Below are 14,399 nucleotides of genomic sequence, written 5' to 3'. Positions count from 1 at the left end.
CCTAAAACTCTGACCGCCATCGTCCCGATCCCCTGTGCCTGTTAGGGCTGCGATGCTTGGATGGGAAGGCAGCCCGATGTCGCTACGGTCTACCTTCCGTCGTTGATCCACCGAGCTCGCGAAATACTTCCTCGCATGCGCCCGCCCATCCCGCGAGGCCACCGTTTTCGCGGAGCGTCTTTAGCCCAAGGGCTGTGAGCGTCCCAGGCGTAGCGATCGATCGGCCGATATCCGCTATCGGTGTCGGTGAGCAGAATCGCGAGTAGGCCGCGCAGTCAGTCATGCCGCTGAGCACCAACGCTAGCGCAGTCTCAGGAGGAAGGCCTGCCTTAACGAGCCAACGCTGCAGCTCATCGGCCAGGAAGTAGAGCAAACCGTTCATACATGCGCCGATCGTTGCCAGTTCGAACTCACCTTCCACGTCAAAGGTCACGAGATTTCCAAGCTTCGATAGCAATCTCTCAACCCGGACGTGCCCCGGAAAAACTGCCACAGTTGACTGACAGATTTCCGACGCGTAGGAAAGCATCGAGCGGACAAAGTCGTGGTGACCGAAAAGCTGACGTAGATCGCTCACAGGAATTCCGGCAACGACAGAGATAATTGTGCGACGACCGCTCAGCCTTATTTGCCTCGATAAGTCCCTGAGTTGGTCAGGCCGGACACTGATCAGTAGCAAGTCAGCTTCATCTACCACCTGTTGATTGCTAGATAGAACGGTACATCCGAAATCCGTGGCGAGAACCTCCGCTTTGCGCGCGTTTCTTGGTGAGAGCAACACATTCTCTGCTGCAAGTTCGTCATGCCGAAGCAAACCTCTGACGATCTTGTCTGCTAAGTCGCCAACTCCCAGCACCCCCACCTTGGCCACGGTCGCTCCTTTCGTGAAACCGAATATTAAAAAGAAAACGGCGCCTTCCGCATGATGTCCTTTGCGAGTCGTAAAGCAGTCGAGTCTGTTCGGGACCACGCGTTGCATCATCCGCCGCGCAGGGGCGTTCGAAAGGGCGTCATTCAAGTATTACTCAAACCACCCTACGCGTTACCAGACCATGCGCCCACTAAAATACAGCGCGCATGAACCGATGAACATCACAATTCCGACGATCTCGGCAATGGCGCCAGCCGGCAGGGCCGGCATAAAACTTTGCAGTAGACGGCGAACAAGGACACCACTGAGCGTCCCGATCCCCATCATAGCGACCGCCACAAATGCACCTCTGATGAGCCATCCGATCTGAATCTCCTCACCCAATAATGATTTGCGCCCGTGTCCTCTGACGCCTCTCAATGCTTATCGCAGGCGCGTCCAGGCGCGACACTCTCCGGATTTAGTGAGGCGGCTAGATCGCCCAGCTGAATCACCGTCGCACTGACGACTTCAAGCAGGCTGTCTATTGGCCTTCTGCACTCGTCAGCCGCGACGGCTATGTGTTGACGCCTCACCAATGACGAGATTTCGGCGCGCCATCGACCGCCTACCTCGAGTTCGATCACGTGCAAGCCATCCCCCGGATTGCCATATCGGCGTGATGCGAAGCCTCCCCCGCGCCCGCAGGATTGAGCACCCAGGAATAACCGCTCGACAGTACCTGTGAAGTCAGAGCATGGACGAGACGAGAATCCGCAGATCGGCCGAAGTTCGTCGAGACCGTGCAATCTGCGAAGGCCACACTTTCCTGTGCGTTTCTAAGCCGCTGCCTTGCATGAACGACGAGCATCAGCACCCGGTCATGGGAAGATTTAAGACGGCCCAACTCGTCACAAAGAGACTGGTGAAAAGGACGCCAATACGCGCCGACCTTTCTGGACACTTCATCCTCGTACTGGGCCTCAGTGTCGTATAGCGAAGCACCGTCCGCAGCGCGAAACGTGCTGAGATTGAGTCGAGAAAAATGCGGTGTAAGGTCAGCATCGTCGGCATCGGCGTGCAGGTCTATGACGTGCGGATGAAACATCCCACCGACTAGGGTCGCGTCGAGTGTCGTCGCAACATCGCATAGCGCCTCTGCAGCCGGATCTGAGATGCTTCCCTGAACTGTAAGCCAGTTCGGCGAACCTATCAGTTCGTGCGGAACATTCCGGGCTGCATGAGGCATGACGAGAAGCAGCGGTGACTCGCCGCATTCGACGGTTGCGAAGCTGTATTTAGCCAATCTACGACTCCTACGACTGCCGTCGAGCAAGAGAGGCTCTCTTTCGAAGGGCACTGACCAGCCACATCATCACGAGTGAGAATAAAATCCAAAGTGTTGCCGCAGCCAGAATTGCCGGGCTAATCTGCTCGCGAAGACCGGACCACATTTGTCGAGGCAAAGTGAAGTATTGCGGACTTGGCAGGAGGAACAGGGCAAACACGACTTCATCGAAAGACGTGATAAAGGCAAGGACCGCGCCTGCCGTCACACCGGGCATGATGAGGGGCAATGTCACCTTTCGGAAGACCATCCAGGGCGGCGCTCCCATGATCGCCCCAGCTCGCTCAAACGATCGATCCAGACCACTGACGGAGGCAAGTACGGTGACGACAACAAATGGGATTCCAAGCGCAGTGTGAGCGGCAATGAGCCCCCAAAGGCTATCGGTCAAGCCAACCTTGGCAAAGACGAAATAGGTTCCTGCCCCGGTGACGATCGTGGGCACGACCATCGGCGCAAGAATAAAGCTCATCATCAGCGACCTGCCAGGTAACAAACGCTGCCTCAACCCCAGCGCTGCCGCAGTACCGATGGATGCAGCGAGGACGGTTGTAGCGACACCTACGAAAACGCTGTTTCTAACCGAAAGCAACCAACGCGGATTGCTAAAGAAAGAGTCGTACCACCGCAGCGACCATGCGTCGGCCTGCAAATGCAGCATTGCCCTTGAGAACGTAAAATAAGGCTCTGCATTGAAGGACAGCGGGATGATTACTAGTACTGGCGCAACCAGGAAAAGGAAGATAGTCGCGCACAACAGGACGAAAAGAACGCTCCACCCCTTTTCAACCGGCGACCGAAATGGCTGATTATGAATGTTCATGGTTACCCCAGTTTCAAGTTCTCAGCGCCAACCACCCGGTTGTATACGAAATAGAGGCCCAGGACCGCAACAAGGAGGACCATGCTCAGCGCGGCCGCAAGACCCCAATTGAGGGAAGTCTGGATGTTGAAGGCAATCATGTTGGAGATCATCTGACCGGATTGTCCGCCGACGAGCGCTGGTGTGATGTAGTAGCCAATCGCCAGGATAAGAACCAGCAGCGCGCCGGCCCCCACGCCCGGCAGGGTAATCGGGAAATAGACTTTCCAGAACGCGCTGAATCTTCCTGCTCCGAGAGACTGTGCCGCACGCATATAGCTAGGTGGAACGGCGACCATAACGCTGTAAAGGGGCAGTATGAAAAACGGCAGCAGAATGTGCGTCATCGCGATCAAGGTGCCGGTGAGGTTATAGATCAACATGACACGATTGTGCTCATTGACCACACCCGCGAGAACGAGAAGGTCATTGACCACACCCTGAGATTGCAACATGACGATCCATGCAGTGACGCGGACAAGCATTGATGTCCAAAACGGCACGAGAACCAAGACTATCAATCTGTTCGCGGTGGCTTTAGACCGTGTCGCCATCAAGTAAGCGATTGGATAGCCCAACACACCGCAGAGCGTCGTAACCGCAATAGCTACCCAGAAGGTTTTGAAGAACAGCGACCGGTAGATCCTGCTGTCTTCAGGTTGCGAGACGATTTTCCCCTGCTCGTCGCGGCGGAAGTCCAACGCAGAGAGGTAGTTGTCGATGGTGAACGGCCGCGTTCCACGCGCCAGCATTGGCATGATCCCTGGGTCCCTCCAGAGTGGATCTACCGATGCGAACCATTCGGCGGAATGTAGGTCATCCGTCGCGGCAGCACGCCGAGCGGTCCGTTCCACCACCGAACGTAAGCCGGAGCGCTCATCGTTTAGTCGCCCCGCGACGATACCGAGTTTTCCCTGCTCTCTTGCGGAGACAAGGTCTCGCGCGAGACTTTGCCAGACCTGGTTATCTGGTTGTTGTTTCGAAGAGCTTCCAAGCGCGCGAGCGGTATTGGGCAATAGGTCTCGCAATGTCGAATCGTAAATGCTCACCTCGAACATCTTTGCGATTGGCACAAGGAACGCGAGCAGCAAGAACACAATCACAGGTGCGACTAGAAAAAGCGACTTGCGCGTTTCTCCACGCCGGGCCCTCTGGACGCGGGCTTTCAACGTCGAATTCCACTGTCCCGGAGTTGACGCTTCCGGGCCCTGGTTGTTTACTGTCGTAGACGGATCCATCGTCATCCTCCTGCCGAAAGCAGCGCGCGGCTGTCAGCGGACCGCCATCCAATGGGCAACGTCTGACCCGACCGGAGAGAACCAAGGCTCAAGGTATTTGCTACTTTTACGGTAATCTCGTTGCCACCGGGAATCCGACAGGTAAGCCGAACATGATCACCGAAATACGTGGACTCGACGATCTGCGAGTTGACCTGATTTTCAAGTCCGGCATCCTGCGATGCGATTGAAACGCGCTCCGGTCGGAGAACCAATCTGACTGGCGCGCCCAACGTGAGCGGCTTTGCTGTCAGTGCTTCAAACTGGCAGGAACCGTGCGTGATCCTCGCGCGGTAGTCGCCGCTCTGTGACGCATAACATGCTTCCACAACGCCATCCAGAAGATTGTTGTCGCCTACGAAACGAGAAACAAATTCAGTTTCAGGAGATTCGTAGATCTCGGTGGGCGGACCAATCTGCTCGATTACGCCGTTGTTGAAAATTGCGACGCGGTCGGACATCGCGAGGGCTTCGTCCTGATCGTGCGTTACGTATACGACCGTGACACCGAGCATTTCATGGAGGTGCTTGATCTCTGTCTGCATGTGCTCACGCAACTGCTTGTCCAAAGCGCCCAGCGGCTCATCCATCAGGACCAAAGTAGGCTCAAACACGAGCGCTCTTGCCAATGCAATACGCTGTTGTTGTCCGCCGGAAAGCTGGGCAGGCCGACGTGACGCAAAGTTCTGCATCTTGACCATTTCCAGTGCCCGGGTTACCCGCTTTCCGATTTCGTGTCGGGGCGTCTTTCGGGCGGCCAGCGGAAACGCGACGTTGTCCGCGATCGACATATGGGGGAACAGGGCATAGTTCTGGAAAACCATGCCGATACCGCGTTTGTGCGGCGGTGTCGTGGTGAGGTTCACATCGTCGATACTAATCGTCCCGGCGGTCGGAGCCTCGAAGCCTGCGAGCATCATCAGCGTCGTCGTTTTGCCTGAACCCGACGGCCCTAATAGGGTGAGGAATTCCCCGCGTTTGACCGAGAGCGAGAGCGACTTGACCACCTGCGTGCTGCCATCGTAGCTCTTTTCCACCTGCGAAAAGACGACATGATCGCTGTCGCTCCGCTGGGCCTTTGCTTGCTCTCGCTGCTGTGAGACGTTTAGCATGATGATTACCTTCTCTTAGCGGGCCATCCAGGCGGCCCAACGGCGATTGATCTCGTCCTGCTGATCGTTCCAGAACGCAGTGTCGTTCGCGAGACCGACCTTCAAGTTTGCGGGCGACGTCGGGAGATTGTCCCGGAGAGACGCGTCGACCATCGGCAGCGCTGAACGCCTTGCGGGCGCGTAGCTGATGAACTTTGTCTGTGCCGCGAGCTGAGGTGCGGAGGTGGCAAAGCGGATGAAGTCGAGCGCCGCCGTTTTATTCTTGCTCGCCTTCGATATAGCGAACACATCACCGTTGATAATCTGCCCGTTCCAGATAATGCCGAAGGGCTTTTTGTCTTTCGTGATAGCGTCCGTGAATCTGCCGTTTCCGCCTTCCGTCATCACGACTTCCCCATCTGCGAGAAGCTGAACGGACTGTGCCTGAGCACCCCAGAAAATTGAATTCGCCTTGATCGTGTCAAGCTTCTTCAAGGCGCGGTCCAGACCGCTCGGGGTGCGTAAAGTGGCATACACCTGATCACGAGGCACGCCGTCCGCCATCAGCGCCCACTCAAGATTCCCGTTCGGCTTATTGCTAAGCCCGCGCTTACCCGGGAAGCGCTTCAGGTCGAAAAAGTCAGCAATAGTTGAAGGTTGTGCGCCACTAAATTTTCGCTTGTCGTACGCAATCACGTTCGACCAGAGAATCGTTCCGACGCCGCAGTCCATCAGCGATCCCTGGACGAAGTCAGAAGACGCTGGCTTCCCGTCTTGCGAGTTGGCGAGTGACGTGGGCTTGATGGGATCGATCAACCCTTCGTCGCACGCGCGAGCTGCGTCTTGAAATTCAAGGTCGAGCACGTCCCAGGCTCCGGCCCCCGCCTGCACCTGAGAACGAAGCTCCGCCAGTCCACCGTTATAGTCGGCCGGAAGAATCTTTATTCCGGTCTTGGCCGTAAACGGCTCAAAAAATGCCTTGGACTGGCTTGCGGTGTAAGCTCCGCCGAACGATGCGACCACCAGCTGTTCAGCATGGGCCGAGGTAACCGGAAGAACTGCACTCAACAACAGGAGCAGACACGTCCGAATGTGCTTCGAGCTTTTACGAGTTTGCATATTTGCCTCTTTACAGTGCGTTGATGGTCTTTTGCTGGGAGCTGCACAGGTTTAACTTGCCAGATCCCGTTCAAGATGTCGTGCAAGTTTGAGAATTTCCTTGTCCTTGTTGGGCGCGCCAATTAGCTGCACACTGACGGGCAGTCCGCTTTCGTTCCTGCCGGCAGGTAACGCGATAGCAGGCGCGCCGACCAAATTGAAGAACGACGTAAATAGCGTCAGCGCATTGCCAACCGGGAAGAGTTCCTCACCGATGGGAATGCGGGTACTGCCTGTCTCGGGCGCGACGATGGGACATGTAGGGGTGAGGATTGCGTCTATGTCTTTGAAGAGCTCTTTGAATGATTTCCGGTAAGCGGTCAGCAGCCTTTGACATTGCACGTAGCTTTCCGCGGACAGCTGTTGGCCGAGCACAAACCCGCTCCTGATATCCGCTCCGTAGTGCTCGCCCGACGACGCTATCAATGACGAGTGGTACGCCAGAGCTTCAGCCAGCTGAATGGTGAGTGACACGGTTCTCGATTCTGCGTGATCAGGCAAATCAACATCGTGAAATGTGGCGCCAGACGCCCTCAGCGCCGCAATGGCACGTTCATAGCCTTCGCGAACGCCCGGCTCTAAGAGCGAAGTCAATGCCGTTGGCAACCCGATGCGCAGCGAACGGAGGGAGCTTTCGCCGCCGAAGATATCAAGGTCGGTCAGACAATCTGCAACCACCGAGATGTCATCGGCACTTCCTGCGATGATGCCAGCATGGTCAAGCGTCCAGCAAAACGGAATGACCCCGGTTGCGTCCAACAGGCCAAACGTGGGTTTGAATCCTGCGACACCGCAGAGGGCCGCCGGCACGCGCACAGAACCTCCCGTGTCAGTCCCAAGCGCGAACGGAACAATGCCAGCAGCGACCGCAGCTGCAGAGCCGCCGCTTGACCCTCCCGCCAAGCGCCGTTCGTCCCAAGGGTTGACCGTGGTGCCTGAAAACCGATTCTCTCCAGTCGCGCCGTACGCGAATTCGTGCATGTTCGCCTTACCAACCAAGGCCGCACCTGCATCTGTTAGTTTGCGAATCAAAGCGGCATCTTTGCGCGGAACGTGCTCAGCGAGGACTTTACTTCCGGCTGTTGTCCGAATACCTTCGGTCTCGAAAACATCTTTGGCGACATAAGGCACGCCGTCGAGCATCCCTCGAATTTCCCCCGATCGACGTCGCTCATCTGCAGCCTTTGCTTCCAGACTTGCTCGTTCACTCGTCACAGTGATCAGGCTCTTGAGCCACGCATTATTACCCTCGGCGAGTTCTACACTGTTGTTCACGACCTCGCGGGCCGTTGCATCGCCGCACGATAGTGCCGCAGCCATATCTCGGACGGTAGCGCCCTTAGCCAGTTTCATCGCTGGGTCTCCATGATCCAGGGAGGAGCGAGGTCAGCGAGATTCTTCTCTCGGATCGCTGAAAGTCGCTCGACCAGGCTGGATAAGTCTGAAACCACACCGAAACGCGGATTGACGAGTTCCTCAAGGTCTTTTTCGCTCCAACGACCGCCGAAGAACTCGCGGTTCACCGCGATCAATGTTTTGAGGGTGACCGGATCGACCATGACGCTTACACCACTGCCAGGTTGCGCGGATAGTTTGTCAAATACTCAAACCCGTCTGTAGTGACAACAACCGAATCACCGACCCGCCCACCGAATTCCCCTTCGATGGTGATGCCGCCGTCGACCGCGAACGTCATACCCGCTTCGAGCGTGCGTTGCTCACCGCGTTTCAGCTCGGGTGTTTCGAGAAACGAGTATCCGATCGAACGCCCGGTACGATAGCCTGGCGCGAAACCTGCCGCGCGGTAGACCTCTTCGGCGGCAGCATTGACGTCCTCGCAGCGTACGCCCGGTTTAATTTGTGCTAGCGCGGCTTGCTGCGCAGCCACGACGGCCTCGTAGACGCGAGCTTGTTCGTCGGTCACGGAACCGACAAAGAACTCGCGATCGAAACCGAGTTTATAGTTCTTGAAATTCGCAATGCCGCAGAAGCAAAGGTAAACCGGGTCTCCGCGCTTCAGCTTGCGAACGGAAGACCTTCGATGCACAAGACAGACATCGCGCCCAGACTGAAGAATCTGAAGGTTATAGATAGTGGGAGACACGAAGCGGTCCTCGTGATCGTTCAGGAATGAGGCCGCTTTCCGAGTGCCGCCTGCTATAACAGCCAGCGCGATTTCGTATTCAGGCACACCTTCCTTGATGACGTCTTTCGCGGACTCGACCATTGCAACGGCAACCTGGCCGGCTTGTTTCATGATCGAGATTTCGCTCTCCGACTTGATTGTCCTCAGATCAAAAATGATCTGACCAATGTCGGTAAGGCTGCCAGGCTCAACCGGCAGTGCATTGGCGACAAGCGCTGGCATCTTCGCGCGCTCCATACCCAGGCGTTTTGCCCCCGATACCTGCAACACATCCCGTAGCGGTTTGCGCCACTCGTCATCGATCCCATCGGCCCAGGGGCGAATATCTTTGATCCACGTCATCCGAGCACACATCTCAGATTCCATCAGAGGCGTAATCAAAACCGGGTCGCGATCTTGAAGGATGACCATCAACGTCGGACGGCCGAATTCGACTCCAAGATAGTTCCAGAAGCCCCCGAAGTAAGCCACTGAGTCTGGATCACTGATCAGCGCCACGTCGATATTGGCGACGCGCAGCGCTTCTCGCAACTTGCTTACTCGGCCTTGGTACTCGTTCACAAATTTCTCCGGTTGTCAGCTGTATGCAGCAGGTACACAGCTGGACTCTAGGAGCGCAAAATCTGGATGTCAAGTGGGGGGTTCGCCTAGATTGGCCCAATCACCGCATCGGTCCACCAAGTGATCAAGCCGGTAAAAGATCAGTATTTTCAGGTAGATAACGAAACTCAAAGATGTCGGTCGGGCAATCAGGCAGATACAGACAGTGCTGAGAGGCCGAAAACCACCTGTGTATATTGCAAGCTGTGTACAGGTTGCATGTAGGGTGACTTTGGCGTTATCATTGCGTGGAATTCGCACAACCGGGCTTGGGGCGGCGGCTAACAGCCTCTCCTTGCGAAGGACGATCAATGGGGCGCGTGGTGAAACTCAAAGGACCAGGGTCGCGGCCGGCGCGAAAAACGCCGGCGGTTCGGAACCAGACTCCAGACATTTATACGACGGTGCGGGACCGCATCTGTAGCCTTCACTATCCTCCGGGTACGCTGCTTGGGGAGAGCCTGCTTGCCGAAGAGTTTGAGGTCAGCCGCACGCCTATTCGTCAAGTCCTGCAGCGCCTTGAGTACGAAGGACTCGTCGAGACGAAGAACGGCGTTGGAACGATCGTAAGCGGGGTCGATTTCCGCGAATACCGTGATACGTACAACTTCCGCTTGAGGTTAAGCGAGATGCTGGGCGATTTTTGCTCGCCGACCGATGCCCCAAAAGCGTTAGAGCGCATCGAGCAACTGGTGCCGCGCGCCGCAGCACTGTTGACTTCTCGGCATGATTTTGACGAGTTCTGGTCGATCCTCCATGAGCTTCATTTCTCTATCAACGAACTGATCCGAAACAAGGATCTGCGGCAGACACATGATCGCTGTTACTTCCAGGCGTCGCGTGTCTGGTACAACTTCGTTACTGATCTTTGGGATGAGGAAGTCGAGTACCTCAATCGTGAGTTGGAAGAGTGCTGCCGAGCTCTGCGCGCTGCAGATATGCGCGCTCTCGGTCTGGTGCAGCGTAACTACATATCCTTCGGGCTAGCTCGTATCGCACGATTTATAACCGGCTAGTTTGTTGCGTTGCCATTGGGGTTATCGCTGCTACGCGCTCGCCTCTTTCTACTGATAGGAGCACGAATTGTGAGTATCAACGCGGGATTCGATGTTGTTCTCGATGGCGGTCGTCACGACCGTGCGAAAGCGGGTTTTGTGCTGCTTGCCACTGAGCAGACCATCGAGGAAGACATGTTCACTTTGCTTCCGAAGGGGATGGGCATCCATTTCACCAGAGTTCCAAACCCGGACAGTATCACCATGGAGTCCCTCGGCAACATCGCTTCGAGCCTTGCCGATTCAGCGGCGCGAATCCTTCCAGATGGAAGCCTTGACGTGATCTGCTACGGCTGTACTTCGGGAAGCCTGGTAGTCGGCGAGAAAAAAGTGTTCACCGAACTGTCCCGCGGTGCCCCGAACGCGAAGACAACTAGTATGGTCACCGCAGTCATCCGCGGACTCCGCGCTGTCGGTGCGAAGCGGATCGTAATCGGTACCCCTTATCTCGACGAAATCAACGTGATGGAAAAGGAGTATTTGGAAAACGAGGGATTCGAAGTGCTCGCGATTCACGGCTTGCAATTAGAGAAGGACAGCGATATGGTGCGTGTCACACCTGAGACTATCGTGGACATGGCGCTTTTCTTGGACCGGCCAGATGCGGATGCAATTTTCATCAGTTGCGGCGCCCTCAGGTCGATCGAAGTCATCGAGGAAATCGAACGTTGCACAGGAAAACCAGTTGTCACCAGCAATCAAGCTGTCGCATGGGATGTCATGAGACTTGCCGGAATGCTAGACCGCGTCAACGGCTATGGACAACTTCTTTCCGCTTACTGATAAATCGCATGTAGGGCGGCGGTGCGAAGACACTTGGTGAGCGTTCAACGACTTCGCGCCGCTTGAATGGGCTTCTTTGCGATGGGGTGCGGTGAAAGGTTAGTACTACAGCCGTGTGCGACACGTGTCGCCGTCCGCCGAGCGCTATTCGGCATGCAGCAATGGTTGGCAAAGCTCGATTCTGCCTTGTCACGTTCAATCCCGGAACATTGGAGGTTGGGGTTGTGACCTGCTGTGCGATCAGCAGTTGCCTGCCCGGACGTGCGCGACTGGAAACGGTCGGGTTCGAAGCTTCGGGGACAACGTACCCTCCCTATGCGATTGCATCGCCTTCACACGATTTGTTCGGTGATCGGCAATCTGACAAAGCCTTGGTCGGCGTTCGTACACTCACGTAACAAACATGACACGTTTTCGACACCCTCAGATGATAGGCGGCTAGCGACGCGCCCTGACGGGCTGATCACTCACTGGCACGGCTCCTGCTTCCGCCCTTCTGTCATGGCCAATTGTTTAAGTGCCGGTCGACACCCGGCGACAGCATTGCCGCCGGACAGCTTGGCTCCCGGATCTGGTATATGCGTTGGCCACACCGATCGAGGTCAACACGCTCGACTGCAAAAAGCCATTAGGCGTCGATAGATTCTTTGCACGATCTCAGAAGGAGCTGAAATGCAGCCGAAAGATCCAGTAATGGGGGACAGAAATCATCGTGCTTGGGTAGGGCCGCCTGACTATTATGACCGCTTAGGTGCCGTGCAATTCGTCACATTGCTTTTGCTCGGATTGAGAGAGGACCACCTGCTTCTAGATATCGGGTGTGGTTCGCTCCGCGGGGGCAAGTTTCCTTTGATATACCTTAACCCCGATCGCTATTTCGGCATCGAGCCAGAAGAATGGTGTCTGAGGGAAGGCATCAAGGCGGAACTTGGCTCCGCCGTCATAACCCTGAAGCGCCCCAAATTTTCATTTAACTCCGATTTTGATGCTTCCCAGTTCGATTGTCAGTTTGACTACATAATTGCTGCTGGAATATTTATGCATGCGAGCAAGAGTCAAATTGCAAACTGCCTAACGTCAGTATCGCGGAGTCTTGCACCTAATGGAATATTTGTGGCGGCTTTTCTGTCTGGCGATACCGACAGTATCAACGCAGATTGGTCGTATCCGGAAGTGCAGTATTACAAGGCCTCAACTCTGCGTTCTTTAGCAGAGCACTGCGGTTTAAACCTTTTTCCAATCGATGCTCCTCACCCACTGGGCCATCAATGGATTGTTTTCACACACGCAACGGAGCGGCGACACATCGAATATCATCTCGGATTCGACGCATTTTCTTGGAAAGAATACCTTTCCCGTCAGCTGATAATGCGAGGAATATCCCCAAAGAGCCATGAAGACTATCTGCGCCACGACCTAAACACGGTCATTTGCGTCGATGACGAATCTGTTGTGCCGCAAGCGAAATTGTCATCACGCAAGCAATAAATCGCGTCTCTGCACGACGAGAAAGAACAGCGGATACCGCTTACCCAGTCTAGCATCTGCCCAATTAGGGCATCATAGTGCCGACAGATGTTCAATAGTATATGACGCGCCCCGCTGACTATTCGGACATTAGCCGGGCGATACGGGCCAGACCGAACGAGATGTAGTTCCGTTGTACTAGTCCAAGAGCGCGCATGTCCCCGGCGCGCAACGCTAAGCAACATTCCTCCAGCTCTCCGTCGAGGTACTTGATCTCCTCGTCCCATAAGAGGTGCACAATGTTGTACCGGGCGCGCGATGCTTGAAAGTAGCAGCGATCGTGGGTTAGGCGAAACTCCCCGTTTGTTATTATACCGTTGATTACGGAATGCAACTCATGGATGATCCGCCAGAACTCTTCGAAATCTGGCGACTGATTTCGCAGCACCTTCGCTCTCAGGGCCAGTCGCTGAATCCGCTCAAGAGCTTCGGGAGCGCATGTTGGAGAACAGAAGTCGCCGAACATCTCGCTCAACCTTAACCGGAACGCGTCTGTGTCTCGATATCGGCGAAAATCGACGCCGCTCACGATCGTGCCAACACCATTCCTCGTTTCCACGAGGCCTTCGTACTCCAGCCTCTGAAGATTCTCTCGGATCGGTGTGCGACTGACCTCGAATTCCTCCGCAAGTGCGCTCTCCCTGAGTACAGTACCCGGGGGATAATGCAGATTGCAGATCCTGTCACGCAACGTCCTGTGAATGTCTGACATCCGGGTGCGGATTGCTGATATCTTGCCTGCGGTGTGAGCCGCTGACGCCTTTTGTTTTGCAACGCGTGCCATCAAGGACTTCCCCGCAGAAATGCACTAAAGACAGCCGCATGCCGGTAGCACCGCGCAAATTCCACGCCCGTTGCCCGAATTGTTACTACCGTGCCGACGAAGGCGAAAACTGCAGCTTTCCGCGACCCGTACGCAGATCAAATAGCGCAGCGAAGGGTGGCCTGAACGACGCGTTCCTGCCGCACCCGGTTTGTAACGTCTCCCGCGAATAGCTCTACCCTAAGCAACCGACTCGACGGTTCCCATCGATTGATTAATCCGGAGGTAAGCAAGCACCATGCGTACCGCGCACTTGCGGCCCTACGGCGGCTTTGTCAGGTTGCCGATCACCGAACAAATCGTGTGCAGGCGATGCAATTGCCCAGAAAACAGCAGACGGATTCTGGGTGAGACCGGAAAAGACGCCAGGCTTCAAACCGGGGCGCGAGCTGCTTTCGATAAAGCGAAGCGCGCAGCAGATGACGCTTGAGCGCGAAGTGTTGCCGGATCGGACCGAAGCACGACAGGAACGCCTGCGTGCGCCTGGGCAGGCGGAAACCACGCATACGTCGCTCGCGTTCACGTGTGGGCTGATGGCTTCTATGAGCAGAAAGTTGTCAAGGCCATTTGCGAACTGGCTTACAAAGGATAGGTCAAGTCTCCTTCTCCTCGCTGCAAAGTGGTGACATGCTGGCGTATGGCGGCAAGCGCGAGTGATGGCGCTCGCCGCCATACAAGCCGCATTTTCGCGGCATAGTCCGGCGGATTCCCACCGCCCTCAACTTCAACCATGGCTACAGTCCGGTCAACGTCGTTAGCCTGAAGCCGCTTATCGCGCGCGTAAGACAGCAACGTCTCACCAACTTCTATCCGCTGGCGTATGGCCAGCCTCATCCTTTATGCGCGTTACGCCGGAACCTGTTCCGGGAGCATGCCCCA

Annotated in this window: 14 protein-coding genes and 1 pseudogene; 3 read left to right on the top strand and 12 right to left on the bottom strand. The window is 55.8% G+C overall.

All coding sequences use genetic code 11. From position 1 onward, the window contains the following. Nucleotides 1–82: 82 nt before the first annotated feature. The 10 genes from OKW41_RS00800 to OKW41_RS00755 all read right to left on the bottom strand — a co-directional run bounded on the left by OKW41_RS00800 (nt 83) and on the right by OKW41_RS00755 (nt 9,293). Entirely contained in the window at nt 83–1,018 is a 936-nt protein-coding gene (locus OKW41_RS00800) for an NAD(P)-binding domain-containing protein (protein WP_429571201.1), read from the bottom strand. Between the two features lie 24 nt (nt 1,019–1,042). Further along, nucleotides 1,043–1,255 carry a hypothetical protein gene (locus OKW41_RS00795; protein ID WP_429571200.1) on the bottom strand — a complete coding sequence of 71 codons (213 nt, stop codon included), beginning with the start codon at nt 1,253–1,255 and terminating at the stop codon, nt 1,043–1,045. A gap of 238 nt (nt 1,256–1,493) precedes the next feature. Next, a complete protein-coding gene (locus OKW41_RS00790) occupies nt 1,494–2,156 on the bottom strand; it encodes an N-formylglutamate amidohydrolase (protein WP_429571199.1) in 663 nt (220 codons plus the stop codon). Nucleotides 2,157–2,166: 10 nt separating this feature from the next. Next, complete coding sequence (locus OKW41_RS00785; RefSeq protein ID WP_429571198.1) at nt 2,167–3,021, bottom strand: ABC transporter permease; 855 nt, start codon at nt 3,019–3,021, stop codon at nt 2,167–2,169. Between the two features lie 2 nt (nt 3,022–3,023). Then, the gene (locus OKW41_RS00780; protein WP_429571197.1) at nt 3,024–4,298 is read right to left on the bottom strand and encodes an ABC transporter permease subunit; all 1,275 of its coding nucleotides are present in this window, start codon (nt 4,296–4,298) and stop codon (nt 3,024–3,026) included. Nucleotides 4,299–4,300: 2 nt separating this feature from the next. Then, nucleotides 4,301–5,449, bottom strand: coding sequence for an ABC transporter ATP-binding protein (locus tag OKW41_RS00775; protein ID WP_429571196.1), 1,149 nt, complete (start codon nt 5,447–5,449; stop codon nt 4,301–4,303). A 15-nt stretch (nt 5,450–5,464) separates the two neighbouring features. Next, nucleotides 5,465–6,547 (bottom strand): ABC transporter substrate-binding protein, encoded by a 1,083-nt coding sequence (locus tag OKW41_RS00770; protein ID WP_429571195.1) that lies wholly within the window; start codon nt 6,545–6,547, stop codon nt 5,465–5,467. A 51-nt stretch (nt 6,548–6,598) separates the two neighbouring features. After that, a complete protein-coding gene (locus tag OKW41_RS00765) occupies nt 6,599–7,939 on the bottom strand; it encodes an amidase (RefSeq protein WP_429571194.1) in 1,341 nt (446 codons plus the stop codon). After that, nucleotides 7,936–8,145 carry a hypothetical protein gene (locus OKW41_RS00760; protein ID WP_131317375.1) on the bottom strand — a complete coding sequence of 70 codons (210 nt, stop codon included), beginning with the start codon at nt 8,143–8,145 and terminating at the stop codon, nt 7,936–7,938. Before OKW41_RS00760 ends, OKW41_RS00765 begins: the two co-directional genes overlap by 4 nt. A 5-nt stretch (nt 8,146–8,150) precedes the next feature. Then, a complete protein-coding gene (locus tag OKW41_RS00755) occupies nt 8,151–9,293 on the bottom strand; it encodes a M24 family metallopeptidase (protein WP_429571193.1) in 1,143 nt (380 codons plus the stop codon). A 350-nt stretch (nt 9,294–9,643) separates the two neighbouring features. On the opposite strand from OKW41_RS00755, the gene OKW41_RS00750 reads away from it, so the two are divergent. The 3 genes from OKW41_RS00750 (at nt 9,644) to OKW41_RS00740 (ending at nt 12,658) form a co-directional block, all read left to right on the top strand. After that, a complete protein-coding gene (locus OKW41_RS00750; protein ID WP_429571192.1) occupies nt 9,644–10,348 on the top strand; it encodes a GntR family transcriptional regulator in 705 nt (234 codons plus the stop codon). 69 nt (nt 10,349–10,417) lie between these two features. Further along, nucleotides 10,418–11,170, top strand: a complete 753-nt coding sequence (locus tag OKW41_RS00745) for a maleate cis-trans isomerase family protein (protein ID WP_429571191.1) — start codon at nt 10,418–10,420, stop codon at nt 11,168–11,170. 672 nt (nt 11,171–11,842) lie between these two features. Next, on the top strand, nt 11,843–12,658 hold the full coding sequence (locus OKW41_RS00740) for an SAM-dependent methyltransferase (RefSeq protein ID WP_429571190.1): 816 nt from the start codon (nt 11,843–11,845) through the stop codon (nt 12,656–12,658). Between the two features lie 118 nt (nt 12,659–12,776). On the opposite strand, the gene OKW41_RS00735 is transcribed toward OKW41_RS00740, so the two are convergent. Further along, nucleotides 12,777–13,481, bottom strand: coding sequence for a GntR family transcriptional regulator (locus tag OKW41_RS00735; protein WP_429571189.1), 705 nt, complete (start codon nt 13,479–13,481; stop codon nt 12,777–12,779). Between the two features lie 367 nt (nt 13,482–13,848). After that, nucleotides 13,849–14,068, bottom strand: a pseudogene (locus tag OKW41_RS00730) (IS6 family transposase); the annotation flags it as partial. Between the last annotated feature and the right edge of the window lie 331 nt (nt 14,069–14,399).

The sequence above is a fragment of the Paraburkholderia sp. UCT70 genome (assembly GCF_050434085.1).
GTDB lineage: Bacteria > Pseudomonadota > Gammaproteobacteria > Burkholderiales > Burkholderiaceae > Paraburkholderia > Paraburkholderia tuberum.
Note: the sequence above shows the minus strand (reverse complement) of the source record. Positions and strands in the feature narration are given on the sequence as shown.